Here is a 25348-nt window from a genome sequence, read left to right as displayed (position 1 = left end):
AGTACGTTCGACCGGACGAAGCCAGACGGGCGGAAACAGCGCTGCATGCTATAGGACTGCAGGCACCACGCGGAGAGTAGAATGCAGTTCGGATGGCTTACCCTTGCAATGTCGCCCTCGCCCGACGAGGACGCCGCCCGCATCGACGACATCGTGGCCCAGGCCTGCGAGGCCGAACGGCTGGGCTTTTCCGACGTCTGGCTGACCGAGCATTATTTCACCGGCGAGAGCGTCTACTGCGACTCGTTGATGTTCGCAGCAGCGCTGGCGATGAAGACCAGCAAGGTGCGGCTGGGCTTCGCCGTAGTGCAGACGCCCTTCCATCATCCGGTTCGCCTCGCCGTCCAGCTCGCCCTGCTCGACAATCTCAGCAAGGGCCGCATCGATGTCGGCATCGGCAAGGGCACCGCCTACAATGAATACGAATTCGTCGGCCACGGAATGCGCAGCACCGACAGCCGCGAGCGCATGGAGGAGACGGTCGACATCCTGCAGCGTGCCTGGACCGAATCGCCGCTCGACTACGAAGGCCGCTTCCACAAGCTGCATGTGCCGGCGATCCGGCCCAGACCCGTGCAGCAGCCTGGCCCGCCGCTGTGGCGCAGCGTGATCTCGCCCGGCTCGTTCCGGGAATGCGGCAGGCTGGGCATGCCGATCCTGACCGCCCGCTTGCCGGTCGAGCGCATCAGAGAGCGCTGGGCAACCTACGCCGCCGGCATCGACGAGGGCGGCCATGATGCGCCGACCAAGGAACGGCTGCTCACCCAGAGCGCACTGTGGCGCAATGTCTATGTCGGAGAATCCGACGCCGAGGCGGAGGATGCGCTGGCCGCGCTGCTGGTCGAGACGCGCGAGCATATGATGCATGTGCGCGAGGCGCACAATCCGGCCGACTTTGCGCCCGAGCCCGCGACGCTCAATGCCTGGACCGATCCGAAGGTGCCGGATTCCGAGGCGGTTCCGTTCCTGTTGCGCACCGGCTGTCTCTACGGATCCGCGAAGCGCGTGCGCGAGCAGGTGGCGGAGCTGCACGACGTCGGGGTCCGGCACCTGCTCTGCCAGACCGGCTTCGGCGCAATGAGCCACGACCAGAACCTCGCCTCGATGCGGCGATTCGGCGAGCAGGTCATGACGTCGTTTCGGGATTCTCACTCCGGCTGAGGGTCTCCGTCCCCTACCGTACAGACGTCTACCTCTCTCCTGATTAATGCAGCGCGGCCGGAACCGAAACCCGTGCTTTGCGTTTGCCCTTGCGGCCACCGCCTCTTTGCCAGGCGCAGCCGTGAGCCGAGGGGGAGAAAAATGGCCGTTACCAGCTACGATCAGGCGTTGGCGCGCCTCTTTACGGACGGCGAAGCCGAGATTCTCGCCGATTGGGTTTCGACCCTGAATCTCAAGGATACCCGAATGACGCCGCAGGAAGCCGAGAGCCAGGGCCGGGCCTTCCTGCACGCCCTCGGCAAGGCCGTGTCGCAAGGCAATGCCATGGACCTGCGAGGGGCCGAGTATATCGACGTGCGAGAGGTATTGCAGAGCTTCTCCCGGAGCCGCGCCTTGCAGGGCTTCTCTCCGACGGAAACCGCCACCTTCATCTTTTCCCTGAAGCGTTCCGTGTTTGTGCAGGTGCGAAAGACGGCGAAGGGCGACGGCGCCTACGACCTGCTCTGGAACGTGACGCAGCTGATCGACCAGCTCGGCCTGTTCACCGTCGAGACCTACCAGAAGACCCGCGAGGAACTGATCGCCCGTCAGGGCAAGGAAATCGAGGAACTCTCAACACCGGTGGTGAAGCTCTGGGACGGCATCGTCGCGCTGCCGCTCATCGGGACCCTCGACAGCGGCCGCACCCAGGTCGTGATGCAGAATCTGCTGGAGACCATCGTCCAGACCGAGGCGGAGATCGCCATCATCGACATCACCGGCGTGCCCATGGTCGACACGCTGACCGCCCAGCATCTCCTGAAGACGGTCTCGGCCGCCCGGCTGATGGGTGCGGACTGCATCATCAGCGGCATTCGCCCGCAGATCGCGCAAACCATCGTGCAACTAGGCGTCGAACTGAATGTTGTGTCCAAGGCGACCTTGGCCGACGCGCTGGCGCTGGCGCTGAGGCGGACGGGACGTGTCGTTAGCAAGATGAAGCTGCAATCGCCCTCTGCCCCACAGGAGCCACCGGCCGAGGCCCGCGGCTGAGGCCGGCGTCATGGACAGCATTCCCATCCTGAAAATCGGATCGGCGCTCCTCGTGACGATCCAGGTCGACATGCATGACCAACTGGCGACGCGCCTCCAGGACGATCTCACCGAGAAGATCGTCCAGCATCGCACCCGCGGCGTCCTGATCGACATCTCGGCGCTCGAGATCGTCGACAGCTTCATTGGCCGCATGCTGGCCAACATCGCCAACGTCTCCCGCCTTCTCGATGCCGACACGGTGGTCGTCGGCATGCGTCCCGAGGTCGCGATCACACTGGTCGAACTCGGCCTCGGCCTGCCCGGGGTTAAGACTGCGCTCAATGCCGAGCGTGGACTTGCCCTCATCGGCGGCGTGTCGGCCGCGGGCCAGGCGGCGGACGATGCAGACGACGACTGACACCCTGCCGATCACCTCGGGCGATGACGTCGTGCGGGTCCGCCAGAAGGTCCGTGCGCGCGCGACAGAGATCGGCCTGTCGCTGGTCGACCAGACCAAACTGATCACAGCGGCGAGCGAGCTTGCGCGCAACACGCTCGACTACGGCAAGGGCGGTCATGCCGATATCGAGACCGTCCTGGGTGAGCGCCGGGGCGTGCGCGTCGTTTTCCGCGATCGCGGCCCGGGCATCCCCGACATCCAGCAGGCCCTGACGGACGGCTTCACGTCCGGCAACGGGCTCGGCCATGGGCTGGGCGGCGCGCGCCGCCTGGTCGACGACTTCGATATCCAGAGCACGGTCGGTGCCGGCACGACGGTCACAATCGCCCGGTGGAAGCGATGAACCGCCTCCTGCCCGTGCCCGACGCGAGCCATGCCAACGCCGCCCGCCGCGAAGTGGAAAGCGTGGCGCGAACCTGCGGCTTCAGCGAGCAGGATATCGGCCGCGCCGCCCTCGTCGCGCTGGAGATGGCCACCAACGTGGCCCGGCATGGCGGTGGTGGCCACCTGCTGTTGCGCGAGGTGAGCGCTGAGGACCGCAAGGGGCTGGAACTCATCTCGATCGACCGCGGGCCCGGCATGGCGGACATCGCGCACAGCATGAGCGACGGCGTCTCGACCTACGGCTCCGCCGGCGTCGGCCTGGGCGCGATCCGCCGGCAGGCGGATGAGTTCGACATCCACTCCCAGACCGGACCGGAACCGGGCCATGGCACCGCGATCTATGTCCGGCTCTGGCCGGGCCGGCGCGCGCCCGTGGAGAAACTCGCTGTCGTCGGCTCCGTGTCCGTGCCGAAACCCGAGGAACTGGTGTGCGGCGACGGAGTTTCGGTGGTGCGCTCGGGAAGCGTCGTTTCCCTGCTCGTCGTCGACGGGCTCGGACATGGCGTCGCGGCCCAGCAGGCGGCCAACGCCGCCTGCGAGCTGTTCCAAAAGGGTCTGGTCGCGTCACCCGTCATGGCGGTCCAGCGGATCCATGCCGGCCTGCGGGGAACGCGTGGTGCCGCGATCGGCGTCGCCAACGTCGATCTCGTAGCGTCCTCCCTCACCTTCAGCGGCCTCGGAAACATCGCCGGTCTCGCCGCAGCGGGCGGCCAGGTCCGCCGTTTCGTCTCCATGAACGGAATCGCGGGCCACACCGCGGGGCAGCTCAGGGAGTTCGTCTATCCATGCGACGGTCAGGGACTGGTGGTGATCCTGCATTCCGACGGGATCGGGACCAGTTGGTCGCTCGACCGATATCCCGGTCTGGCGGCGCGGCACCCGGCCCTGATCGCGGCGGTCCTCTACCGGGACGGCACGCGCGGCCGAGACGACGCCACCGTACTGGTCCTGAGGCGGGCGCCGTGAGCGAGGCCACGCTCTACAGCATGCGGCTCGACACCGAGCAGGATATCGTGCGCGCCCGGCAGCGCGCCCGCCAGATCGCGCGGCTCGTGGGATTCGACCGTCAGTCGCAGACCTCGATTGCCACCGCCGTCTCGGAGGTGGCGCGCAACACCGTGAGCTACGGCGGCGGCGGCGGACTGTCCTTTTCCCTGCTGGGCGAGCCGCCGGCGCAGTCACTCACCATGACCTTCCGCGACCAGGGGCCGGGAATTTCCGGGCTGGAGAGCATCCTGGGTGGCACCTACGTCTCGCCCACCGGGATGGGCATCGGCCTGATCGGCACGCGCCGCCTGATGGACGAATTCGAGATCGACAGCGGCACGAGCGGCACGCTGGTGCGCTTCGGCAAGTACCTGCCGCGCGGCTCGGGCGCCGACGGCCTGTCGATCGGGCGGGTGGCGGCAGATCTTGCAGGATCGGGCCCGGAGGTTCTGGTCGAGGAGGTTCTGGCTCAGAACCGCGACCTGCTCACGACGATGGCCGATCTGGAGACCGCGCGGGCGGAACTCGCGGAACTCAACGCCGAGCTCGACAGCACGAACCGCGGCGTCCTGGCGCTCTATGCCGAACTGGAGCAGCGTGCCGACGAGCTGAAGCGCGCCAGCGAGGTCAAGAGCCAGTTCCTTTCCGCCGTCAGCCATGAACTGCGCACGCCGCTCAACTCCATCACGGCGCTGACCCGCATGCTGGCGGACCAGACCGACGGGCCACTGAACGAGGAGCAGCAGCGCCAACTCTCCTATGTCCGACAGTCGGCCGACACGCTGACCCGCCTCGTCAACGACCTGCTCGACCTCGCCAAGGTCGAAGCGGGCCGTATCGACCTGCACCCGGTCAAGGTCGAGGTGGCCGAGCTGCTCTCCGCCCTGCGCGGCATCATGAAGCCCTTGCAGACCAGCACGGAGGTGGATCTGGTCTTCCGCGACCTCACCGGCGGCCTCGTTCTCTATACCGACGAGGGCAAGCTCCAGCAGATCCTGCGCAATCTCGTCTCCAACGCCCTCAAATACACCGAGCGCGGCGAAGTGAGTGTCACCGTCGCCACGCCTGTGCCGGGCCGCGTCGAGTTCGTGGTGCGCGACAGCGGCATCGGGATTCCCGACGACGAGCGCGAGCGGATCTTCGACGAGTTCGTCCAGATCCGAAACCCGCTTCAGACCCGGACCAAGGGCTCCGGCCTCGGCCTGCCGCTTTCGCGCAAACTGGCCGGTGTCATGGGTGGCGTCATCACGGTCGAGAGCGAGGCCGGCCAGGGTTCGACCTTCACGCTCGACATCCCCGCCGTGCTACCCGGCACGTCGCTGGAGAGCGCCGTGGTGGCCGAGGGTGTGGGCAAGGTGCTGATCGTCGACGACGAGGAGAGCACCCGCTACGTCCTCACGCACATGCTGCGCAGCGAGGGACCGTGGGCGCTGATCGAGGCGGCGGACGGCACCGAAGGCCTGCGGCTGGCGCAGGTCGAGATGCCGGATTTCATCCTGCTCGACCTCCATCTGCCCGGCCTCACCGGCTTCGAGGTCTTCCGTTCCCTGAAGGGCGATCCGGCCACCGCACACATTCCGGTGTTGATCCTCACTTCCTCGCTGCTCGGACCCGAGCACCACGAGCGGCTGCGCGGCGCCGTGGGTATCCTCTCGAAGTCGAACCTGTCGCGCGCCATCCTCGCCGGCCACGTCGTCCAGGCCATGAAGAAAGGCGGTTCGTCTTGAAGCCGCTGATCCTGAACGTCGACGACAACGAGTCCGGCCGATACATCAAGTCGCGGCTGCTGCGCCAGGGCGGCTACGAGGTCATCGAGGCGCGCACCGGCATCGAGGCGCTGGAGGTGGCGCGGCGCGAACGGCCCGACCTCGTCCTGCTCGACGTCAAGCTGCCCGACATCAACGGCTTCGAGGTCTGCCGCCTCATCAAGAAGCAGGACATCCACCTTCTTGTCCTGCAGATCTCGGCCTCCTTCGTAGCTCCCCAGGACCGCGCGGTCGGGCTGGACAGCGGCGCCGACGCCTATCTCAGCCAGCCGGTCGAGCCTTCGGAACTGCTTGCCACCATCCGTGCCCTGCTGCGCCTGAAGCGCGCCGAACAGGCGGCGGAACAGAGCAACGAGCTCTACCGCATGATCGTGCAGAGCGTGGTCGACCACGCCATCGTCACGGTCGACCAGAACGGCATCATCCAGAGCTGGAGCGAGGGTGCCCACCGCGTACTGGGTTGGGCCGAGGTGGAGGTGCTGGGCCAGTCGGCAGATTGCATCTACACGCCCGAGGACGTCGCCGGCGACGTGCCGCACGCCGAGCGCAGGCGCGCTTCGACGGAAGCGACCGTGACTTCCAACCGATGGCATCTGCGCAAGGACGGACGGCCGATCTGGGCGAGTTGCGTGATGGCGCCGCTGCGGGCGCGCGGCGGCCCGGCCCAGGGATTCATCCTAGTGCTGCGCGATCTGACGGTCGAGAAGACGCAGCAGGACGCCATGGAGCGCACCAATGCCTGGCTGGAGCGCGAGGTCACGCTGCGCACCGGCGCGCTGACCGAGGCCAACCGCCGCCTGCGCGCCGAGATCGAGGAGCGCCAGCAGGCCGAGGCTGCCCTGCGGCAGGTCCAGAAGATGGAGGCGATCGGCCAGCTCACCGGCGGCATCGCCCACGACTTCAACAACATGCTGACGGTCGTGCTGGGATCGACCGAGGCTCTGAAGAAGGCCCTGCCGGCCGACGAAAAGGCGCAGCATCGCCGCGCCGATCTGGTGATGCAGGCGGCGACCCAGGCCGCAGCACTGACGCACCGCCTGCTGGCCTTCGCCCGCCGCCAGCCCAGCGATCCCAAGCCGGCCAGCCTGAACGTTCTGGTCGGCGGCCTGATCGACATGCTCCACCGCACGATCGGCGAGAGCATCGAACTCGAGATCGACCTCGAGGAGGAGCTGCCGCTGGTCACGATCGATTCCAACCAGCTGGAGAATGCGCTGCTGAACCTCGCGGTGAATGCACGCGACGCCATGCCGGGCGGCGGCAAGCTGGTCATCCGCACCCTCTCGCGCGGCGATCGCGTTCTCCTCACCGTATCCGACACCGGCATCGGCATGTCGGAGGAGACGCAGCGGCGTGCCATGGAGCCGTTCTTCACGACCAAGCGTCATGGCGAGGGGACCGGTCTCGGCCTCGCCCAAGTGGCGGGCTTCATGGCGCAGTCGGACGGATCGCTCGACCTGGTTTCGACCGAAGGCAAGGGCACGACGGTGCGCCTGTCCTTCCCGCGCCTGCCCGAAGGCACCGCCATCGTCCGCGACACGGTGCCAGACGGGGGTCAGTTCGACGGTAAGGCCCGTCATGCGCTGGTCGTCGAGGACCAACAGGGCGTCCGCGAGCACGTCGCCGAATCACTTCGTCAGCTCGGCTTCGACGTCGCGACGGCGGCCGACGCCATGGCGGCGCGCAGTCACGTCGACGCGGGTCATCCGGTCGACCTTCTCATGACGGATATCGGTCTGCCGGGCGGTACCGATGGCTGGCAGGTAGCCGATTACGTGCGCCAGGTGCGCCCCGGCGTACGCATCGTGCTGATGACTGGCTATGCCCAGCCCAACGCGGCGCCGCTCGGACCCGGCACGGAACTGATCATGAAACCGTTCGTGCGCAGCACCCTCGAACTGCGGCTGACGCGCCTCTTCGGCCGCGACCGCGCCTGAACGGCGACCACGCTACTTCGGACAATCGCCCAGGCGCTTGCCGCTCAGCTCGCTCTTGCCCTTGACCGTCGTGCCGGATTTGTCGGCCGCCTCGAGTTGTCCAATCCCCTGATAGCTGGTCTGTGTGTAGGTGATCTCGGCCTTGGCGGTCACACCCGGCGTCTGGTCGTTCGGCGGGCAGGTCAGGGTGGCGGCGAGCACGCCCGCCTTCTTCGCGCCCGGCTCATACTTGCAACCATGCTGCTTGATCTCGTCCGGCGTCGGGAACAGCAGGCGCTCGAGCTGGGCCTCGTCGGCCGCGAGGCAGATCTTCTTGGATGATGACGGCATCGGCTGCACGCCTTCCATCGTGGTCTTTTCCGTCGTCTCCCATTCGCCCGCCTGGATCGCCGTCTGTGCACCGGCGGTGGCGACGATCAGCGACACGGCGGCAAAGGCCGACAGTCCGAAAAACCTCATGAAAACTCCTGCTTGCGCTTGAGCCGCAACCATAGCCGATAACGGCGCGCTGCGCCGCCTACTTCGGCAAGCTCCCGATCCAGCGCCGCGCCGTTTCTGCATCGGAAAAGATCCGCATGGGGCGGTCGGCCGCGGCGAGGATCCCCAGCACGCGCGAAACCCGTTCGGACTTGGCTGGAGGTACGACGATGGCGAGCGGTCCCAGCGTTCCGACATTGGCATGTCGTGCGCGGATCTGGACCCCGATTGCCAGCATGTCCTCCGCGGTCATCGCGGTATCGCCGCGACTGCAGTCGAACAGCTTGCGGTAAGACGAGGCGCCGGCGCCGTTCATCATCGTGAGGTATTTCTCGATTTCCGCACGGGTGACAGCGCCTTCGGCGGTCGCGATCACGAGCTTTTCCTTGGAGTCGACGGTCCAGTGCAGCGGCATGGCTGCAAGCGCTATAGCGTAAGGTATCGTACCGTCAACCGAGATTGGGCCACCTCGAAACGAGGGCCGCGGCGATGGCATCGACCTCGCCCGACATGCCGCGCTCGCCGCCGAAGGCGTCGCTGCGCGAGCCGGCGGGCAACAGCGACATTCGAACGCTCCGCGGGTCCAGCGCCATCATGCAAGAGGTGATGTATTCGTCTGGGTCGGATCGATCGCAGGCGCGCAGAAACAGCACATCACCTGCAATGTCGAACGGTGTGTCGTGTGAAGGACCCACGTCGAGAATCGCAAGGCGCCGCGCGCCAAGCGACCGCAGCCCGTCCAGGCGCGCCGCCAGGATTTGGCCCAGCATGTTCCTCTGCCGGATGGAATCGGCATCCACGACAGCCGCCATGACGATCGCCAGCCGCTCCAGCAGCTTCTGCCCGAGCGCACGGGCGATCACCGTCGCCGTCTTGAGCGGCAGGTGAGGCAGGTCCGGACCGCCTGACGCGACCGGAATGACGACGACGGTATTGCCGTCGAACCGGGAAATGGCTTCCTGCCGGGTGAGATCGTCGAGCCAGACGCCGCGCGGAGTGTTCATCGGCGGCAGGCTAGCACGTGCTACGCTGGCTTCAATGAATCCGCTCCTCGTGGTCATGCAGCGCATGGGAGGTCGCGCCACCACCTTCCTGCCCTTCTCGCTTTTGCTCGGCCTGCTGTTCCAGGACCTCGCCGCCGCGGCGCGGCCGCTGCTGCTGCCGCTGGTCGTGATCCTGCTGATGCTGGCCCTGGCGCGGATGGACTGGGACCGCCTCTCCGCACTGCTGCGCCGGCCCGGCCCCGCACTTCTGCTGGCGGTGCTCAACCTCGTCGCGGTGCCGCTCGTCGTCTGGCCGGTCTGGCAGGGGCTGGGCCTGTGGCCGAGCCTCGTCACCGCGCTCTGCCTCAGCGCCATGGCGCCCGGCATCATTTCGGCAGCGACGACGGCCACCTTCCTGCGCCTCGATTCCTCGCTCGCCCTGCTGCTCTCGCTGTTCACCAACTTCCTGGTGCCCTTCACGCTGCCGCCGCTGGCGCTGTGGCTGCTGGGCTTCGATCTCAAGATCGGCCTGCTCGACCTCAGTCTGAGGCTGGCGATGATCGTCGCCATCGCGCTGGTCGGGGCGCTCGTCATCCGTCGCTGGCTGGGGCCTCGCCTCGTCGCGGCCGGCCCGACCCTCGATGGGATCTCGGTGGTCGTGCTGATGGTGTTTGCCATCCCGCTGATGGATGGCGTCGTCGCCCGCGCGCTGACCGAGCCTGTGAAGCTCGCGGGCTTCGTCGCCGGCTCCTTCGGAGGGATGCTCCTGTGCAATCTGGTGATGGCGGTCGCAACCTGGCCGTTCCTCGACCGCCGGAGTGCGCTAACGGTCGGCTACTGCTCGGGCGGGAGGCACAATGCGCTGCTCATGGCGGTCCTGCCGGCGACGGCCGATCCCGACATCTTCCTGTTCATCGCCGCGGTGCAGTTCCCGATCTATATCATCCCCACCCTGCTGCAGCCGCTCTACCGCCGCTTGCTGCCCCGTTGAGGCCGTTGTAACGATCAGCGCCGGGGGACCTTTTCGGGAGATTTCACCATGAAGCGCAGACTTCTACTCGCCACCGCCGCGACCCTGCTTGCCACGCCCGCTTTCGCCCAGACCAAGTGGGATCTGCCGGCCGCCTACCCCGCCACCAACTACCACACGGTCAATCTCCAGAAGTTCGCCGACGCCGTGAAGACGAGCTCGGGCGGCAAGCTCGAAATCGTCGTTCATCCCGGCGCCTCGCTGTTCAAGGCTCCCGAAATCAAGCGTGCCGTGCAGACGGGCCAGGCCCCGATCGGCGAAATCCTGGTCTCGAACTTCGAGAATGAAGACCCGGTCTATGGTGTCGACGTCGTGCCCTTCCTGGCGAGCTCGTTCCCCGAAGCGAAGAAGCTGTGGGCGGCGCAGAAGCCGGTGCTGGAGAAGAAGGCCGCCGCCCAGGGCATGATGGTCCTGTTCGCCGTGCCGTGGCCGCCCCAGGGCCTCTACGCCAAGAAGGAAGTGAACCAGCTCTCGGACATGAAGGGCATGAAGTTCCGCGCCTACAATCGCGGCACCTCGCGCATCGCCGAGCTGACCGGCGCCCAGCCCATCACCATCCAGGCCGCCGAACTCAGCCAGGCACTGGCCACCGGCAAGGTCGATTCGTTCATTTCCTCGGGCGCCACCGGCGTCGACTCCAAGGTGTGGGAGCAGCTCACCCACTTCTACGACACCCAGGCCTGGCTGCCGAAGAATGCCGTGCTGTTGAACAAGGCCGCGTTCGACAAGCTCGACGACGCGACCAAGAAAGTGGTGCTGGCCGAGGCCGCCAAGGCCGAAGCCGCCGGCTGGGCCGAAGCCGAGCGACTCTCCGCCGGCTTCCTCGAGACTCTCGCCAAGAACGGCATGAAGGTACAGCCGCCCTCGCCCAAGCTCGCCGCCGAATACAAGGAGCTGGGCAAGAAGCTGACGGCCGAGTGGCTCGAGAAGGCCGGCGCCGATGGCAAGGCCGTGGTCGACGCCTACAACAAGAACTAGGCCGTCCGCTCCCGTGCGGTCCGCGCTGAAGACACTCTACGAGGTGACGGGGATCCTGGGCGGCATCTTCATGGTGCTGCTCCTGGTCTTCGTCCTCTACTCGGTCGGCCCGGGCGTCGGCCTGTGGATCGAGCAGACCTTCGGCCTGCCCAACCCGATCACCTACGTGGCGCGCTCGGCGGACGAGTTCGCGGGTTACGCCATGCTCGCCTCGGCCTTCCTGGCGCTCGCCTCGACCTTCGGCCGCGGTGAGCACATCCGGGTGACGCTGTTCCTGCAGCGCCTGCAGGGAATGCCGCGGCGCCTTGCCGAGATCTGGTGCCTGGTGCTCGGCAGCCTCCTGACCGGCTATCTCGCCTGGTTCTCGGTCAAGCTCTGCTGGCAATCCTACGACATCAACGACGTCTCGACCGGGCTGATCGTCATCCCGCTGTGGATCCCGCAGGTCGGCATGGCGCTCGGTGCGGTGGTCCTGTGCATCGCCGTTGTCGAACAGCTCGTCGTGGTCGCGACGGGCGGCCCCCTCATGGAAGAACCCTCGGGCGAGGAAGCCGCCCACCTGGAGCGCTGATGGGCAGCATCGACGCCCAGATCGCGCTGCTCGCGATCTGCGCCCTCTTCTTCCTGTTCGGTACCGGCATCTGGATCGGCATGAGCATGATCGGCGTGTCGATCACCGTCATGTGGATGTTCGCGCCGGCCAAGCCCGCCGGCGACGCGATGGCGACCGTCGTTTTCTCCGACCTGTCGTCCTGGACGCTGACGGCGCTGCCGCTCTTCATCTGGATGGGCGAGGTGCTGTTCCGCACAGCCATATCGGAGGAGATGTTCCGCGGCCTCGCGCCCTGGATGCGCCGCCTGCCCGGCCGGCTGGTCCACACCAACATCATCGGCTGCACCATCTTCGCCGCCGTCTCGGGCTCCTCGGCCGCGACCTGCGCCACGATCGGCAAGATGACCGTGCCCGAGCTGCGCCGCCGCGGCTATCCCGACGCCATCGCCATCGGCAGCCTGTCGGGCGCCGGCACGCTCGGCCTGCTGATCCCGCCGTCACTGATCATGATCGTCTATGGCGTGCAGGCCGAAGTCTCAATCGCCAAGTTGTTTGCGGCCGGCATCATCCCGGGCGTCCTGCTGGCCGGCCTGATGATGGCCTATGTCGCCGGCTGGTCGCTGCTCAATCCGACGAAGATCCCGCCGCCCGATCCGGCGATGCCGCTCAAGGAAAAGCTGCGCGAATCGAGCTCGCTGATCCCGGTCGTACTGCTGATCCTGCTCGTGCTGGGATCGATTTATTCGGGAGTCGCCACCGCGACCGAATCGGCCGCTTTCGGCGTGATCGGCTCCTTCGCCATCGCCTTCTGGCAGCGGCGCCTGACGCTCCGGAACTTCTGGGACAGCGTGATGGGCGCCACGCGCCTGACCTCGATGATCCTGCTGATCCTGGCGGGCGCCTCGTTCCTCAAGCTGGCCATGGGCTTCACCGGCCTGCCGCGCCACCTCGCCGAGACCATCGCCGCAATGGGTCTGACGCCCGGCATGCTGATCCTGGTGCTGGCCGTGCTCTACATCATCCTCGGCTGCTTCCTCGACGGCATCTCGATGATCGTGCTGACCGCCGCCATCGTGCTGCCGATGATCGAACAGGCCGGCATCGACAAGATCTGGTTCGGCATCTTCATCACCATCGTCGTCGAGATGGCCCAGATCACGCCGCCGGTCGGCTTCAACCTGTTCGTGCTGCAGGGCATGACCGGAAAATCGATCTTCTGGATCGGCAAGGTCTCGCTGCCGTTCTTCCTCACCATGGTGCTGTGCCTGGCGCTGCTCTACTTCTTTCCGGGCCTGGTGAGCTTCCTGCCGGACATGATGGTCAACGCCGCGCGCTGACCTCGCGGTAGAAGTCCTTCAGCAGATCGAGAACGTCCAGCACCGGCAGGCCGAGCGCCTGTTCCAGCGCCGGCTTGTAGGGCGGCAGGTTGGTGCATTCGAGCACCACCGTATCCACATCCGGATACCGTTCCAGAAGATCGCGTCCCGCGGCGACGACCTCGCGCTCGACCGCCTCGCGATCGAGCGTCAGCCCGTTGCGCAGGAAGGTGCCGGCAAACGAACTGCCCTCGGGCAGCCCGATCACCGGCGTATCGACCGGCGCGCCGACCGCCGCGAGATGCCCCGGCGTCAGGTTCTTGGCCGAGGCGGTGATCACGCCGGCCTTGCGGTCCTTCAGCCCTTTGATGTGCAACAGCGCCGACGTCGCGACCGGCACCGGCGACACGGCGGCGAGATCGTCCTGATAGAGCGCGAGGAACCCGCAGCTCGTGCCGAGCCCGACAACCCCTTCCGCCGCCAGCGCCTCGGCATTCGCCTTCAATGCCGCCAGCACGCGCGCCCGATCGGGATGCGCCGCCACCGCGTCCGCCGACCCTATGCCCTCCATCTTCCGGAAGATCACCGGGAAGTCGTACGACGCCGCATTCCCGACATCCCCCACGATCCGCGGAAACCGCGTATCGAGCATCAGGATACCGAGGGGTTTTTGCCGTGCCTTCAACTACATCCCCGTCGTCCTGAGCGCGGCGCCGAAGGCGCGAAGTCGAAGGACCTCTCTTAACCGCCGATCTCGCCGGCGAGATCGCGCCAGTCCGGATTCGAGCGATTGATCAGGGCGATCTTCTTCGCCCTGGTCCAGCCTTTCAACTGCTTCTCCCGGGCGATTGCGTCGGGAGCCGTCTCGAAAGGCTCGAGGTAGATCAGGCGATCAATCCTGTACTTCGCCGTGTGAGCAACACGCCCAAGCCGATGTTCCTCCAGGCGTCGCGACATGTCTGTCGTGACCCCAATGTAGAGCGCCCGCCCCATCGCGCTTGCAAGGATGTAAACGACAGGTTGACGCATAAGAGAGGTCCTTCGACTACGCGACGGAGCCTGCCCCGAGGCATCCGAGGGGGCGCTGCGCTCAGGACGACGGGACTTCTTAAGGGGTCGGCGGCTCCGGCCACTTCTTCTGCGCGCCGCGCACGCTCTCGAACCACTTAGAGATACGCAACACGCCGGAATCGTCGAAGCGGCGGCCCGAGATCTGGAGGCCGATCGGTTTGCCTTCCTTCGTGTAGGCGCAGTTGATCGAGGCGGCCGGCTGTTCGCTCATGTTGTAGGGCATGGTGAAGCCGATGTGGTCCATCGCCCGGTTCACGTCGTTGGAGGGCATCTCCCATTCGGCCGGGAAGGTGGGCACCGGCGAGGTCGGCGATAGCACGTAGTCGAACGGCTGCGTCGCCTTCACGGTGGCGGCGCGGATGGCCATGTAGTTGTTCACGCCACGGATCACCATGGGCCCCGAAACATCGGCGCCGGCGCGGCACCAGTCGGCAATGAAGGGCAGCACCTTCGCCTGGCGTGCGTGGCTCAGCGCCGAGAAATCGACCCAGCTCCGCACCCGCCAGAAGGTATCCTGGAGGTCGAGCATGGCGGGGGTCATGAACGGCGCGACGGGCTCGACATGCGCACCGGCCGCCGCGAACAGCTTCGCCGCCGCCTCGATCGCCGCCTTCGTTTCCGGCTCGACCGGCATGCCGCAGCCCGCGTCCATGTGCAGGCCGATCCTGAGGCCCTTCGGTTCGAGCGGCCCGGCGTTCCAGTCGATGTCGGCCGGCGGCAGGTTCATGTGGTCGCGCCAGTCGGGCTTGGAAAGTTCGGCCATCAGCAGGCATGAGTCCGCGACGGCGCGCGTCATCGGCCCGATGGCACGGCCGAAGAACGGCGGATCGACCGGCACGCGGCCGAGGCTGGGCTTCAGGGTGAAGATGCCGTTCCAGCTCGCCGGCAGGCGCACCGAGCCGCCGATGTCGGTGCCGAGATGCAGCGGGCCATAGCCCGCCGCCGCACTGGCCCCCGCGCCGGCGCTGGAGCCGCCGGGATTCCAGGCGAGGTTCCACGGGTTGCGCGTCAGCGGATGGAAGGAGCTGCGGCCCGAGGAGAGCATGCCGTAGTCTGGCATGGTGGTCTTGGCGAGGATGATCGCGCCCGCCTCGCGCACGCGCGCCGCAGCGGGCGCGTCGGCGGCGGCGGGCACCAGCTCGGTCGCCGCCGTGCCGAGCGGCACCGGAACGCCCTTGGTGGCAATGTTCTCCTTGATGGTGATGGGAACGCCGTCCAGCGCACCCTGCGGCGCCCCCTTCTGCCAGCGCGCCTCGGACGCCTTGGCGGCCTTGCGCGCGCCTTCGAAATCAGGCGCATAAAGCGCCTTCAGCTTCGGCTCCCAGGCCTCGATGCGGGCGATCACGGCGTCGGTGGCCTCGACGGGCGACAGCGACTTGGATTTGTAGGCAGCGAGCAACTCGCCGGCGGTCATGTCATGCAAAGCGGTCATGGAACGAAGGTACACGATTTCAATTGAGGGGTTTTGGGGCGATTTCCCGCACGTCCCCCTGCAAAACCCGCGCCCTGTCGCACCTTCGTCCGGACCCGAATCGCAGATAGACTGAAGCGATGGTCTAATTCGAACTGCTGATCGCGGTCGTCCTCATCCTCATCAATGGTGTCCTCGCAATGTCCGAACTGGCCGTCGTCTCGGCGCGCCGGAGCCGGCTGAAGGCCATGGCCGAGGGCGGCTCGCGCGGCGCCGCCGCGGCACTGCGCCTGGCGGAGGATCCCGGCCGCTTCCTCTCGACGGTGCAGATCGGCATCACCCTCGTGGGCATCCTCGCCGGCGCCTTCTCCGGCGCGACGCTGGGCGCGCGTCTCACGACGGTGCTGGCCGACACCGGGATGCCCCAGCGCTTCGCCGAACCGCTGGCCTATGGCAGCGTCGTCGCCCTCATCACCTATCTGTCGCTGATCGTTGGCGAACTCGTGCCGAAGCAGATCGCGCTGCGCAACGCCGAGGCCGTCGCGGCGACGGTGGCGCCCGGCATGGCGATGCTGGCGCGCATTTCCGCCCCGCTCGTATGGCTGCTCGACGTGTCGGGCAAGGCGATCCTCCGCCTGCTGGGCGGACGGCAGAGCGGTGACTCCGCGGTGACGGCGGAAGAAATCAAGGCGCTGATCGCCGAGGGCGAATCCTCCGGCGCCATCGAACCGCGCGAGCGCGGCATGATCAGCGCCGTCATGCGGCTGGGCGACCGGCCCGCACGTGCCATCATGACGCCGCGGGCGTCGTCCGCAAGAACGACCTCCTGGACGCCTTCATTCGCGACGGCACCGCCGATCCGCGTGCCCTCGTCAGGCCCGCGCCCGTCGTGCCCGACACGATGGACGGGTTCGACATGCTCGACACGCGGAAGAACTCACCCGCCCACATGGTCCTGGTGCAGGACGAATACGGCGAGCTGCTGGGCATCGTCACGACGGCCGACATCCTGGAAGCCATCGTCGGCGCCTTCCAGACCGACGAAGGCCCGGCCGAACCGGAGGCCAAGGAGCGCGACGACGGGTCGTGGCTGGTCGCGGGCAGCATGCCGGCCGACGAACTCTGTGAGCTGCTGGGCATCACAGCCAAGCGCACCGCCGACTTCCACACCGTCGCCGGCATGGTGCTGGCCGCCATGCGTCGCCTGCCCAAGGAGGGCGACACCGTCGTCGTGGGTGGCTGGCGCTTCGAGGTTCTCGACATGGATGGCCGCCGCATCGACAGGCTGCTGGCGACCCGCACGAAGACGGTGCACCGGTCGGCGAATACGTGATCGTCAGCCCTTTCCGAGGTCGCCGATCCGGTCGGCGATGACCTTGGTCAGGTAAGGCGCCGCGAACAGCACGACGAGCAGGCGAACCGTCTGCATGGCCATCACGAACGACACGTCGACGTCGGTCGAGGCCGCGATGATGGCGATTGAATCGGCACCGCCGGGGCTGGTCGCGAGATAGGCGGTGAGCGGGTCGATGCCGGCGGCGAACACCATGAAGGCTGCGACGCCGCCGCACATCGCCAGCATGACGAAGATGCATAGCAGGATGCCGGGCAGCTGACGCAGCACGTGAACCAGCAACGCGCGCGTGAAGCGCAGGCCGACGTTCCAGCCGACCAGCGCGTAACAGCCGGCGAGCAGCCAGGTCGGCAGTTCGAGTCGCAGCCAGCCCATATGCGTGAGCACGATGCCGCCGACCAGCGGCACCAGGAAGGCGCCGGCCGGGATGTTGAGCCGTCGCGCCAGCCATGAGCCCACCGCCGCCAGCGCCAGCGTCTCGAACAGCGGCAGCCAGGCGACTTCTGGGAACCACACGATCGCATCCGGCGCATGCTGCGAGGCACCGCCGAAGTAACGCGCCACCCCTGCCGCAACAGCGGCCACCATGACGACGCGCAGATACTGCATGAAGGCCACCATGCGCATGTCGGCGCCGTAGGCCTCGGCCATGTAGGTCATCACCGAGGCGGCGCCCGGGCTCACGCCCCACAGCGCCGTGGTGCCGGGCAGCATCTGCCAGCGCGTCATCTGCCAGCCGACCCACGTGCTGACGGCGACGACCGAGACGACGCCGACGGTGAACAACGCCCAGTGCCCCAGGATGTCGCCGACGATCGTGAGCGGCACCATCCTGGCGATCATGCTGCCGACGATGCCCTGCGCCACCGCGAAGACCGGGACGGGATAGGTCACCTTGCCGCCCCACGAGGCGAAGGCCACACCGGCGAGCAGCGGTCCCAGCATCAGCGCGGCCGGCGCATGCAACCACAGCATCAATGCCGTCACCGGCACGGTGAGCGCGATCAGCACGGACCATGAGGTGACGTGCCGGGCGATCCCCCTCACCTAACCTCTCCCCCATGTGAATGGGGGAGAGGAACATGAAACTCAGGCTCCTCTCCCCCGCTAGGGGGAGAGGTTGGGTGAGGGGGCGGCGCAGTGCGCGTCAGGTCAGGAACTCCTCGGCCTCGCCGTTCATGGCGCGGATGGTGGCCATCAGCTCGGCCACCGCCAGGACGAGCCTTGCATCATCCGTGCCGCGCAGGACCAGCGAGACGCTGGGCTTGCCGTTGCGGAAAGCCGGGTAGGACCCGATGTCGATATCCTCGTAGCGCTTCTGCAGGGCGCCCAGCGGCTCGGCGATGATCCCTTCTGGCAGGTTGGTACGCACGGTGCGTGAGAGGACCGGCGTGCCGCCGACCAGCCGGTGCTTCATCGACTGGAACATCGCCTCGGCGACCTTGGGAATGCCCGCGAAGGTGAAGACGTTCTCCATCTGGAAGCCGGGCGCGACCGAGACCGGATTGTCGACCAGCACGCCGCCATGCGGGACCCGCGCCATGCGCCGGCGGGCCGGCGTGAACAGCGCCGGATCACCATAGTGCTTCGTCATGCGGGCCACGGCCTCCGGATGCTCGGAGATGCCAACCCCGAATGCCTTGGCGATGCAGTCCGCGGTGATGTCGTCGTGGGTCGGGCCGATGCCGCCCGTGGTGAACACGTAATCGAACTTCGCGCGGACCTCGTTCACCGTCGCCACGACGGTCGCCTCGACGTCGGGAATGACACGGGCTTCCATCACCCGGACGCCGAGCTTGCCGAGTTCGGTGGCGAGATACTGGATGTTGGAATCGCGGGTGCGGCCACTCAGGATCTCGTTGCCGATCACGAGGATGCAGGCGGTGACGATTTTTGCCGGGTCTGACATGCAAGGCCTGCGTAATTATCGTTTGGTTTCAGGACCGTAGCGGACGCAAAGCACGCGGCCAAGCGGTCGTGCCGGCCTTGTTACCGCCGGTATCGCATGCCAAATAGGACCCATGACCAATTCACGCGAAATCGTCGACGACAGCGCCGACTATTGGCGCCGCGACGAGCGCACCATCAAGCTGCACGGACCCGAAGGCTTCACCGGCATGCGCCGGGCCGGCCGGCTGGCGGCCGAGACTCTCGACTTCATCACGCCCTACGTCCAACCGGGCGTCACGACGGAGGAGCTCGACCGGCTCTGCCACGAGTTCATCCTGGATCACAAGGCGATCCCGGCCCCACTGAATTATCGCGGCTTCCCGAAATCGATCTGCACCTCGATCAACCATGTCGTGTGTCATGGTATTCCGGGCGAGAAGCGGCTGCAGAACGGCGACATCGTCAACATCGACGTCACCGTCATCCTCGACGGCTGGTATGGCGACACCAGCCGCATGTATTTCGCTGGCGATGTCGGCGTGAAGGCGCGGCGCCTGTGCGATGTCACCTACGAGGCGATGATGCGCGGCATCGCGGCGGCCAGGCCCGGCGGGCATGTCGGCGACATCGGCCATGCGATCCAGACCTATGTCGAGGCGCAGCGCTTCTCGGTCGTGCGCGACTTCTCGGGTCATGGTCTCGGCCGCATCTTCCACGATGCGCCGAACATCCTGCACTACGGCAAAAAGGGCACCGGCCCGGTGCTGAAGCCCGGCATGTTCTTCACCGTCGAGCCGATGGTGAATGCCGGCACCTGGCAGGTGAAGGTCCTGAGCGACGGCTGGACCGCGGTGACCCGCGACAAGCAGCTCTCGGCCCAGTTCGAGCACTCGGTCGGCATCACCGAGACGGGTGTCGAGTTCTTCACGCTGTCACCGAAGGAACTCGCCAAGCCGCCTTACGACCTCGAGGCAAAGACACTGCAGGCAACGACGGCCTAACGCGACGCCCCGCTTCCCTAGCCTGGCGCGGCGTGCTGGGCGCGTGCCAAGATCGGCATCCGCACGCAACACCGATGGGAAGGAAAGCCGATGTCGTTCTACCGTGGCATGACCTGCTCCAACGTCACCCTCGAGGGCGACAAAGGCACACCGATCACCGCCTACGTGGCGAAGCCGGAGGGCAAGGGTCCCTTCCCCGGCGTCGTGCTGATCCATCACCTGCCCGGCTGGAGCGAACTCTATATCGAGACGACGCGGCGCTTCGCGCATCATGGCTATATCGCCATCTGCGCAAACCTCTATGAACGCGAGGGCGGCGGCAGCGACGGCAATCCCGACGACGTCGCCGCGAAGGTGCGCGCCGATGGCGGCATCGCCGACGCCCAGATGGTAGGGGACACCGGGGCCGCGGTGAAATGGATGCGCGCGCAGCCCGAGCATAACGGCAAGGTCGGCCTGTTCGGATCCTGCTCGGGCGGCCGGCACGCCTTCATCTATGCCTGCCAGAAGAAGGACGTCGACGCCTGCGTCGAGCTGTGGGGCGGCCGCGTGGTGATGGGCAAGGAGGAGCTCAACGCCAAGACGCCGGTCGCGCCGATCGACATGACGAAGGATCTCTCCTGCCCCCTGCTCGGCCTCTTCGGCAACGACGACCGTGCCCCCAGCCCGGAGCAGGTGGACCAGCACGAGGCCGAGCTGAAGAAGCACGGCAAGGCGTACGAATTCCATCGCTACGACGGCGCCGGCCACGGCTTCTTCTACTGGCATCGGCCGCTCTACCGGCCGGAGCAGGCGATGGACGGCTGGAGCAAGGTCTGGGCCTTCTTCCAGACCCATCTCGCGAAGTAGGAGCCTGTCCATGTGCACCTCGATCGTCGAGATCACCGAGGCCGAAGGCATGGCCAAGCGCGGCGACGAATGGTTCCCGCTGACCCAGGCGGTGGTCGCCTACGACCACGCCCGCCATGCGCCGTTGGGCGACGTCATCACTCTCGACTTCTTCAACAGGCACCTCGACGCCGGAGCCCGCGCCGGCGTCGAGATCACGCTCGAATCGGCCAAGGCCCTGCGGGCCGCGCTCGACCGGGCCATCGCAGCGGCCGAGTACGAGGAGGCCGAGGTGCGCGGCAAGCGCGCGACTCCGTCAGGCCTCCGCAGCCGTCAGGACCAGCTTCTGGATGCCTGAGTCGGCCTCGGGCGACAGGGTAACGGTGCCGTTCAGCCTGCCCTTGGCGCACGCCACCACGAAACGGCCGGCGAGCGCATGGATCGGCTCGATGCGTTCGAGACGCCCCTCCCCCAGCCGCCGCTTGAGCGATGCGAGTTCGGCGTCGCGCAGCGCTGCCGGCACATCGAGCAGGAAGTTCACCGCGAACGGCCGGTCGCCACCCTCGATGCGCCCGGAAGCATAGGCCACGACGATCGCATCGACGGCCCGCGCGAGCGCCGGCGACGGCGGCGCAAGGGGAAGCGGCGGCGAAGCGGCGTGCAGCCTCTCCGCGACGTCGAGCGTCAGGCGTGACATCGGGGCGTAGGTGCGATTGCCGAAGGCGAAGACGCCCCAGCCGCGCTCCGGCAGCATCAGCACGTGCGAGCCATAGCCCGGCAGGCCGCCGGCGTGATGGACACGCATGCCGAGCAGCGCGTCGGTCGAATGGGTGAGGCCGTAGCCATAGGCGCTGGGCTGTCCCGAGCGGGCGCCGGGCGGCGTCTCCGGCACGAAGGGCGGGGCGTGCCAGAGCACCATCTCGCGCACGCTCGAGCGGCGGACCGGGCCGGACTCCGGCTCGTCGCGCGCCGGCCAGGCACCCAGCAGGAAGGACACGTAGCTTGCATAGTCGAGCACGGTGGTCGCGAGGCCGCCCATGGCGCCGACCTCGCCGTCCGGCTCGATGCGCTCGCGCGACCAGGTCTCCCCACCGTCCTGATCCACGTCCAGCCGGTAGCCCCAGGCATAGCCGCCGCGCGCCGCGGCGGCCGGCGCATCGAACGTCGTGTGCGCCATGCCGAGCGGCTCCAGGAAGGTGCGGCGCATATAGCCCTGGTAGGGCTCGCCGCTCACGTTCGTCAGTACGCGCCCCAGCAGCGCGTAGCCCAGGTTGCTGTATTCGAAGGCGAGGCCTGGCGGGCGGGCGAACAGATGGCCGGTGGCGATCACCCGGTCGAGCTCGGCCGGCGACATGCCGAGTACGCGGTCACCCCACGGATCGTCGGTGACGAAGCCCGCGGTATGCGTGAGCAAGTGGCGCACGGTGACCAGTGCGCTGTCACGGGTCGCGGGCTTCACCGCCCCGAACTGCGGCACGTAGTGCGCCAGCGGCGCGTCGAGCTGCAGCCAACCCCGGTCGCGCAGCGACAGGATCGCCAGCGCCGTCATGTTCTTGGTCATCGAGGCGATGCGGAAGGCGGTGCCCGCCTCCACAGGCCGGCCGCCCTCGCGGTCAGCGAGACCGGTCGTCACCGTATGGACGAGGCGGCCCTCCTGCACGATGCCCAGGGCCACGCCCGGGATCCGTTCCTGTTCGGCGAAGGCGGCAGAGGCCGCGTCGATCTCGGCGAAGATGTTGGCCGGGTACGCTGGGTTGGACATGCCTGCATCGTATCACAAGCTTCAGTCGCCGCGATTTCCCTTCCCCACACGCCCTGGCTTGCGGTGGCACAACATTGGGTCGCCGCCACCGCGCCGACAGTACGATCTCGCGGATACAGCCATCATTTCGCTTCCACCGTCCATACGCCGTTCCGTTGCTGGTAACGCCTCAGGCGATGCTCCTGGAGGTCCTCGACACGCAGGTCGCGTTCGGTGAAGCGGAACTGCATGGCCTGGTCCGTCAGGCAACGCGTGTCGTGGATGTCACCCGGGAGATAGACCTGGATTTGACCGGCACGAACGATGGTGCTGTCGCGCAGAACCAGCCGCACGCCCCTCTCCGGATCATCCACGCGGGCATAAGTGCGCATTTCCATCTCCCCGCTCAGAACGGCGTAGATCACCCAGCTGCGCCCGTGATCGTGCGGCGGCCGATAGAGACCGGCGTGTTCGGTGTGGGCGAGCAGGACGAAGCCATGGTCGAGGTCCCGGTAAAGCTCCTGGTTCGCCGGACGCTCCCGGAGCAGTTCCGCCAGCCAGGGCTCGGAAGGAGATGCCTGCAACAAGCGCTGGGCCAGGGCGCGGCTCGCAGCCACCAGTTCACTGGTCAGCGGCCCCCAGGCGGCCCTCATGCCTTCGATGAAGTCCTGTCGTGAATTGACGCTCATGACCGTTTCCCGTGGTTGATGCTAACCACAGGGTATGCGCGTGTCCGGTGAGGCGGAACGCGCACGGTTTGCACACAATCATTGCGTTTGACGCTATATATCTACGAACGTGTCCAGGTCGGGAAATGCGGATCGTGGATTTCAATCTTCTTGTCGCACTCAACGTCCTCCTGTCCGAAGGGAGCGTCGCGGGCGCCGCCAGACGACTACGGCTCAGCCCGTCGGCAACCAGCCGAGCCCTGGCGCGCCTGCGGCAAGCCACCGGCGATCCGCTTCTGGTCCGAGCTGGCCGGGGGTTGGTGGCGACGCCCAAAGCCATTGCGCTCCAGGAACGGGTCCGCCGCCTAGTCGAGGACGTCGAGTCCGTGCTGCGCCCGGACGAACTGATCGACCTGGCGGCAGTCGAACGAACCTTCACGCTCAGGACGAGCGATGGCTTCATCGAAAACTTCGGCGCTCGTCTCCTGGCGCGGGTGGAAATCGAGGCGCCTGGCGTGCGACTGAACTTCATCCATAAGCCGAACAAGGACAGCACTCCCTTGCGAGAGGGACTGGTCGACCTGGAAACCGGCGTCGTGGAGGAAGCCCTTGGGCCGGAGGTGCGCGCCCAGGCGCTGTTCAGAGACCGGTTGGTCTGTGTCGTGCGGAAGGGTCATGCGTTCGACGCCGGCGGCCTGAGCCGCGCCGCCTATCGGAAAAGCCCTCATGTCGTGGTATCGAGAAGCGGCCTGGAAACCGGCGCCGTCGACCTGCCCTTCCTGCCTGCTGGCCTCAAGCGGCATGTCCGCACGATCGTCAGCGACTTCTCGGCGGCGCTCGCCCTGGCACGCGACACCGACTTGATAGCTACCGTGCCGGAGCGCCACACCGCCAATCTGCGCCACGGGATGACCAGCTTTTCACTCCCCATGCCGACCACTGAATTCACCGTTTCCATGTTGTGGCACCCGCGGATGGACGCCGATCCCGCACACCGCTGGCTTCGCTCGTGTGTCCGCGAGGTCTGCGCTCCGAGCTAGGCAGCCGCACCGGACAGGTCCACGATTGGCGCCGTCAAACGCAACGGAAGTCGGCGAGCGCCGCGATTTTGCCTTGCTCACCCGGCAAGGTTGCGCGGCATGGCAAAGAGTCGCCCTCACCTCAAGCCCGTCGAGGCGCCCCCTCCCGCCCCCGGTCCCGACGACGCGGCGCTGCTGACACTGTTGGCCCAGGGTCTCCGCCTGCAATCCACCGACGGCTTGTGGCGCGTGAGCGGCAACACGCTCCCTCACCGCATCCTGCTGCGTGAGGCGGGCGGCTCCTGGAACCGCCTCGACCAGTGCTGGGATTTCGCGGGCGAGGATCCGACGACCCGGCTAGCCGCAGCCCTCGAAGCAGTGCCGGCGGCCCCGGCCGGCCACAACAGCGGCGAGGCGGCGCCCCCGAAGCCGCACTATCACGGCCATCGCGGCCGGGTGCGTGAGCGTGTGATGAAGGCCGGTGTCGAGCCGCTGGCCGACTACGAGCTGCTGGAGCTGCTGCTCTTCTATTCGATCGAGCGGATCGACACCAAACCGCTGGCCAAGGCGCTCCTGGAACGATTCGGCACCCTCGGGGACGTGTTCGCCGCCGAGCCGGCGCAGTTGCGGGAGTTCGAAATCGATCAGCGCACGCTCGTCCACTTCAAGGCGATGCGCGAGGTCGGGCGACGGCTGGCCGAGCGCAAGGTCAAGGACATGCCGGTGCTGACCAACTGGCAGCAACTGATCGACTATTGCCACGCCGCCCTGGCACACGAGAAGACTGAGCAGTTCCGCATCCTCTTCCTCGACCGAAAGAACGTGCTGATCGCCGACGAGGTCCAGCAGCGCGGCACCATCGACCACACGCCGGTCTATCCCCGCGAGGTGGTGAAGCGCGCGCTGGCATTGAATGCCGCCGCGTTGATCCTGGTCCATAACCACCCTACTCGACCCGACTGATCACGCTCAATCACGCTAGAAACCGCTTAAACACGGAACTTATCGCTTGTCGACTGGGGTCGGTTAGAGGCATAAATGGGAGCGGTTTTTCGCGGGATGCGAGGGCCTACCGCCCCCAGTAGCCGACCCCTGCACCCTCGTTGCCGCTCCCAGTTTGGTGAGGGTGGTGAGAAGGATGGCAAGTCTTACCGATGCAGCGATCCGGCAGGCCATGAAGCGGGTCGAGTTGGACAGCACTCAGGAGAGCCTCGTTGATGGCGAGGGCCGCGGCACCGGCCGGCTTGTGCTGGTGTTGAAACCCATGCCGACGCGCGTGACGGCCGACTGGATGGCGCAGCAGTGGCGCGATGGCAAAC

The 25348-nt window shown here is 67.0% G+C and carries 26 protein-coding genes and 2 pseudogenes; 18 read left to right on the top strand and 10 right to left on the bottom strand.

The genetic code is table 11. The features are described 5' to 3' along the window. Window positions 1-81: 81 nt before the first annotated feature. From EPO41_RS03700 to EPO41_RS03670, 7 genes are all read left to right on the top strand, one after another. Window positions 82-1161 carry an LLM class flavin-dependent oxidoreductase gene (locus EPO41_RS03700; protein ID WP_296320588.1) on the top strand — a complete coding sequence of 360 codons (1080 nt, stop codon included), beginning with the start codon at window positions 82-84 and terminating at the stop codon, window positions 1159-1161. A gap of 141 nt (window positions 1162-1302) precedes the next feature. Further along, on the top strand, window positions 1303-2193 hold the full coding sequence (locus EPO41_RS03695; RefSeq protein WP_296320586.1) for an STAS domain-containing protein: 891 nt from the start codon (window positions 1303-1305) through the stop codon (window positions 2191-2193). Between the two features lie 10 nt (window positions 2194-2203). Continuing rightward, window positions 2204-2593, top strand: coding sequence for an STAS domain-containing protein (locus EPO41_RS03690; RefSeq protein ID WP_296320583.1), 390 nt, complete (start codon window positions 2204-2206; stop codon window positions 2591-2593). Then, window positions 2577-2978, top strand: a complete 402-nt coding sequence (locus EPO41_RS03685) for an ATP-binding protein (protein ID WP_296320581.1) — start codon at window positions 2577-2579, stop codon at window positions 2976-2978. The genes EPO41_RS03690 and EPO41_RS03685 overlap by 17 nt, the downstream gene beginning before the upstream one ends. Further along, window positions 2975-3985: an ATP-binding SpoIIE family protein phosphatase gene (locus EPO41_RS03680; protein WP_296320579.1), complete on the top strand. Its 1011-nt coding sequence runs from the start codon at window positions 2975-2977 to the stop codon at window positions 3983-3985. Before EPO41_RS03685 ends, EPO41_RS03680 begins: the two co-directional genes overlap by 4 nt. Further along, window positions 3982-5733, top strand: a complete 1752-nt coding sequence (locus EPO41_RS03675; RefSeq protein ID WP_296320576.1) for an ATP-binding protein — start codon at window positions 3982-3984, stop codon at window positions 5731-5733. Before EPO41_RS03680 ends, EPO41_RS03675 begins: the two co-directional genes overlap by 4 nt. Continuing rightward, window positions 5730-7709, top strand: coding sequence for a response regulator (locus EPO41_RS03670; RefSeq protein WP_296320574.1), 1980 nt, complete (start codon window positions 5730-5732; stop codon window positions 7707-7709). Before EPO41_RS03675 ends, EPO41_RS03670 begins: the two co-directional genes overlap by 4 nt. Window positions 7710-7721: 12 nt before the next feature. On the opposite strand, the gene EPO41_RS03665 is transcribed toward EPO41_RS03670, so the two are convergent. The 3 genes from EPO41_RS03665 to EPO41_RS03655 are packed head-to-tail and all read right to left on the bottom strand — an operon-like array spanning window position 7722 to window position 9247. After that, window positions 7722-8168, bottom strand: a complete 447-nt coding sequence (locus tag EPO41_RS03665) for a DUF3617 family protein (protein ID WP_296320571.1) — start codon at window positions 8166-8168, stop codon at window positions 7722-7724. A 58-nt stretch (window positions 8169-8226) separates the two neighbouring features. After that, window positions 8227-8601 (bottom strand): hypothetical protein, encoded by a 375-nt coding sequence (locus EPO41_RS03660; protein WP_296320569.1) that lies wholly within the window; start codon window positions 8599-8601, stop codon window positions 8227-8229. 34 nt (window positions 8602-8635) lie between these two features. Continuing rightward, window positions 8636-9247: a hypothetical protein gene (locus EPO41_RS03655; RefSeq protein WP_296320566.1), complete on the bottom strand. Its 612-nt coding sequence runs from the start codon at window positions 9245-9247 to the stop codon at window positions 8636-8638. On the opposite strand from EPO41_RS03655, the gene EPO41_RS03650 reads away from it, so the two are divergent. Genes EPO41_RS03650 through EPO41_RS03635 form a run of 4 tightly spaced genes read left to right on the top strand, consistent with a single transcriptional unit; the run spans window position 9225 to window position 13067 of the window. Beyond that, window positions 9225-10160 carry a hypothetical protein gene (locus EPO41_RS03650; RefSeq protein WP_296320563.1) on the top strand — a complete coding sequence of 312 codons (936 nt, stop codon included), beginning with the start codon at window positions 9225-9227 and terminating at the stop codon, window positions 10158-10160. The genes EPO41_RS03655 and EPO41_RS03650 overlap by 23 nt on opposite strands. A gap of 48 nt (window positions 10161-10208) precedes the next feature. Beyond that, entirely contained in the window at window positions 10209-11177 is a 969-nt protein-coding gene (locus EPO41_RS03645) for a TRAP transporter substrate-binding protein (protein ID WP_296320561.1), read from the top strand. A gap of 13 nt (window positions 11178-11190) precedes the next feature. After that, window positions 11191-11748 carry a TRAP transporter small permease gene (locus tag EPO41_RS03640; RefSeq protein WP_296320558.1) on the top strand — a complete coding sequence of 186 codons (558 nt, stop codon included), beginning with the start codon at window positions 11191-11193 and terminating at the stop codon, window positions 11746-11748. Further along, window positions 11748-13067, top strand: coding sequence for a TRAP transporter large permease subunit (locus EPO41_RS03635; protein ID WP_296320555.1), 1320 nt, complete (start codon window positions 11748-11750; stop codon window positions 13065-13067). Before EPO41_RS03640 ends, EPO41_RS03635 begins: the two co-directional genes overlap by 1 nt. On the opposite strand, the gene EPO41_RS03630 is transcribed toward EPO41_RS03635, so the two are convergent. The 3 genes from EPO41_RS03630 to EPO41_RS03620 form a co-directional block, all read right to left on the bottom strand. Beyond that, window positions 13051-13731 (bottom strand): aspartate/glutamate racemase family protein, encoded by a 681-nt coding sequence (locus EPO41_RS03630; protein WP_296320551.1) that lies wholly within the window; start codon window positions 13729-13731, stop codon window positions 13051-13053. The genes EPO41_RS03635 and EPO41_RS03630 overlap by 17 nt on opposite strands. Window positions 13732-13787: 56 nt before the next feature. Beyond that, entirely contained in the window at window positions 13788-14075 is a 288-nt protein-coding gene (locus EPO41_RS03625; RefSeq protein ID WP_296320549.1) for a GIY-YIG nuclease family protein, read from the bottom strand. Between the two features lie 79 nt (window positions 14076-14154). Next, the gene (locus EPO41_RS03620) at window positions 14155-15549 is read right to left on the bottom strand and encodes an amidase (RefSeq protein WP_296320546.1); all 1395 of its coding nucleotides are present in this window, start codon (window positions 15547-15549) and stop codon (window positions 14155-14157) included. Between the two features lie 179 nt (window positions 15550-15728). On the opposite strand from EPO41_RS03620, the pseudogene EPO41_RS03615 reads away from it, so the two are divergent. Continuing rightward, a pseudogene (locus tag EPO41_RS03615) lies at window positions 15729-16861 on the top strand (hemolysin family protein). Between the two features lie 3 nt (window positions 16862-16864). Here EPO41_RS03615 and EPO41_RS03610 read toward each other — a convergent pair. Together EPO41_RS03610 and EPO41_RS03605 are read right to left on the bottom strand one after the other, a co-directional pair. Next, window positions 16865-17929 carry an AbrB family transcriptional regulator gene (locus EPO41_RS03610; RefSeq protein WP_296320542.1) on the bottom strand — a complete coding sequence of 355 codons (1065 nt, stop codon included), beginning with the start codon at window positions 17927-17929 and terminating at the stop codon, window positions 16865-16867. A 100-nt stretch (window positions 17930-18029) separates the two neighbouring features. Next, entirely contained in the window at window positions 18030-18791 is a 762-nt protein-coding gene (locus EPO41_RS03605) for a molybdopterin-binding protein (protein ID WP_296320539.1), read from the bottom strand. A gap of 112 nt (window positions 18792-18903) precedes the next feature. On the opposite strand from EPO41_RS03605, the gene map reads away from it, so the two are divergent. The 3 genes from map to EPO41_RS03590 all read left to right on the top strand — a co-directional run bounded on the left by map (window position 18904) and on the right by EPO41_RS03590 (window position 20959). Continuing rightward, window positions 18904-19773 carry a type I methionyl aminopeptidase gene (map, locus tag EPO41_RS03600; RefSeq protein WP_296320536.1) on the top strand — a complete coding sequence of 290 codons (870 nt, stop codon included), beginning with the start codon at window positions 18904-18906 and terminating at the stop codon, window positions 19771-19773. A gap of 90 nt (window positions 19774-19863) precedes the next feature. After that, complete coding sequence (locus tag EPO41_RS03595) at window positions 19864-20622, top strand: dienelactone hydrolase family protein (protein ID WP_296320534.1); 759 nt, start codon at window positions 19864-19866, stop codon at window positions 20620-20622. A gap of 10 nt (window positions 20623-20632) precedes the next feature. Next, a complete protein-coding gene (locus tag EPO41_RS03590) occupies window positions 20633-20959 on the top strand; it encodes a DUF6295 family protein (RefSeq protein WP_296320531.1) in 327 nt (108 codons plus the stop codon). On the opposite strand, the gene EPO41_RS03585 is transcribed toward EPO41_RS03590, so the two are convergent. Continuing rightward, window positions 20918-22363: a serine hydrolase domain-containing protein gene (locus EPO41_RS03585; protein WP_296320528.1), complete on the bottom strand. Its 1446-nt coding sequence runs from the start codon at window positions 22361-22363 to the stop codon at window positions 20918-20920. The two genes, EPO41_RS03590 and EPO41_RS03585, sit on opposite strands and share 42 nt — an antisense overlap. 122 nt (window positions 22364-22485) lie before the next feature. Further along, complete coding sequence (locus EPO41_RS03580; protein WP_296320526.1) at window positions 22486-23031, bottom strand: hypothetical protein; 546 nt, start codon at window positions 23029-23031, stop codon at window positions 22486-22488. Window positions 23032-23156: 125 nt separating this feature from the next. Between EPO41_RS03580 and EPO41_RS03575 the strand changes: the two genes are divergently transcribed. The 3 genes and pseudogenes from EPO41_RS03575 to EPO41_RS03565 all read left to right on the top strand — a co-directional run. Continuing rightward, window positions 23157-24050, top strand: a complete 894-nt coding sequence (locus EPO41_RS03575) for a LysR family transcriptional regulator (RefSeq protein ID WP_296320524.1) — start codon at window positions 23157-23159, stop codon at window positions 24048-24050. Between the two features lie 99 nt (window positions 24051-24149). Next, complete coding sequence (gene radC / locus EPO41_RS03570) at window positions 24150-24992, top strand: DNA repair protein RadC (RefSeq protein ID WP_296320521.1); 843 nt, start codon at window positions 24150-24152, stop codon at window positions 24990-24992. A gap of 175 nt (window positions 24993-25167) precedes the next feature. Beyond that, window positions 25168-25348 (top strand): annotated as a pseudogene (locus EPO41_RS03565) (site-specific integrase); the annotation flags it as partial.

The organism is Reyranella sp., from assembly GCF_004297265.1.
In the GTDB taxonomy this organism is placed as follows: domain Bacteria; phylum Pseudomonadota; class Alphaproteobacteria; order Reyranellales; family Reyranellaceae; genus Reyranella.
This window is presented reverse-complemented; position numbering and strand designations above follow the sequence as displayed.

Coding starts and splice junctions, on each gene's coding strand:
- EPO41_RS03635 (WP_296320555.1), top strand. CDS start 11,748: ATGGGCAGCATCGACGCCCAGATCGCGCTGCTCGCGATCTGCGCCCTC.
- EPO41_RS03605 (WP_296320539.1), bottom strand. CDS start 18,791: ATGTCAGACCCGGCAAAAATCGTCACCGCCTGCATCCTCGTGATCGGC.
- EPO41_RS03650 (WP_296320563.1), top strand. CDS start 9,225: ATGAATCCGCTCCTCGTGGTCATGCAGCGCATGGGAGGTCGCGCCACC.
- EPO41_RS03575 (WP_296320524.1), top strand. CDS start 23,157: ATGCGGATCGTGGATTTCAATCTTCTTGTCGCACTCAACGTCCTCCTG.
- radC (WP_296320521.1), top strand. CDS start 24,150: ATGGCAAAGAGTCGCCCTCACCTCAAGCCCGTCGAGGCGCCCCCTCCC.
- EPO41_RS03655 (WP_296320566.1), bottom strand. CDS start 9,247: ATGACCACGAGGAGCGGATTCATTGAAGCCAGCGTAGCACGTGCTAGC.
- EPO41_RS03625 (WP_296320549.1), bottom strand. CDS start 14,075: ATGCGTCAACCTGTCGTTTACATCCTTGCAAGCGCGATGGGGCGGGCG.
- EPO41_RS03585 (WP_296320528.1), bottom strand. CDS start 22,363: ATGTCCAACCCAGCGTACCCGGCCAACATCTTCGCCGAGATCGACGCG.
- EPO41_RS03700 (WP_296320588.1), top strand. CDS start 82: ATGCAGTTCGGATGGCTTACCCTTGCAATGTCGCCCTCGCCCGACGAG.
- EPO41_RS03590 (WP_296320531.1), top strand. CDS start 20,633: ATGTGCACCTCGATCGTCGAGATCACCGAGGCCGAAGGCATGGCCAAG.
- EPO41_RS03620 (WP_296320546.1), bottom strand. CDS start 15,549: ATGACCGCTTTGCATGACATGACCGCCGGCGAGTTGCTCGCTGCCTAC.
- EPO41_RS03660 (WP_296320569.1), bottom strand. CDS start 8,601: ATGCCGCTGCACTGGACCGTCGACTCCAAGGAAAAGCTCGTGATCGCG.
- EPO41_RS03690 (WP_296320583.1), top strand. CDS start 2,204: ATGGACAGCATTCCCATCCTGAAAATCGGATCGGCGCTCCTCGTGACG.
- EPO41_RS03665 (WP_296320571.1), bottom strand. CDS start 8,168: ATGAGGTTTTTCGGACTGTCGGCCTTTGCCGCCGTGTCGCTGATCGTC.
- EPO41_RS03595 (WP_296320534.1), top strand. CDS start 19,864: ATGTCGTTCTACCGTGGCATGACCTGCTCCAACGTCACCCTCGAGGGC.
- EPO41_RS03685 (WP_296320581.1), top strand. CDS start 2,577: ATGCAGACGACGACTGACACCCTGCCGATCACCTCGGGCGATGACGTC.
- EPO41_RS03580 (WP_296320526.1), bottom strand. CDS start 23,031: ATGAGCGTCAATTCACGACAGGACTTCATCGAAGGCATGAGGGCCGCC.
- EPO41_RS03645 (WP_296320561.1), top strand. CDS start 10,209: ATGAAGCGCAGACTTCTACTCGCCACCGCCGCGACCCTGCTTGCCACG.
- map (WP_296320536.1), top strand. CDS start 18,904: ATGACCAATTCACGCGAAATCGTCGACGACAGCGCCGACTATTGGCGC.
- EPO41_RS03695 (WP_296320586.1), top strand. CDS start 1,303: ATGGCCGTTACCAGCTACGATCAGGCGTTGGCGCGCCTCTTTACGGAC.
- EPO41_RS03680 (WP_296320579.1), top strand. CDS start 2,975: ATGAACCGCCTCCTGCCCGTGCCCGACGCGAGCCATGCCAACGCCGCC.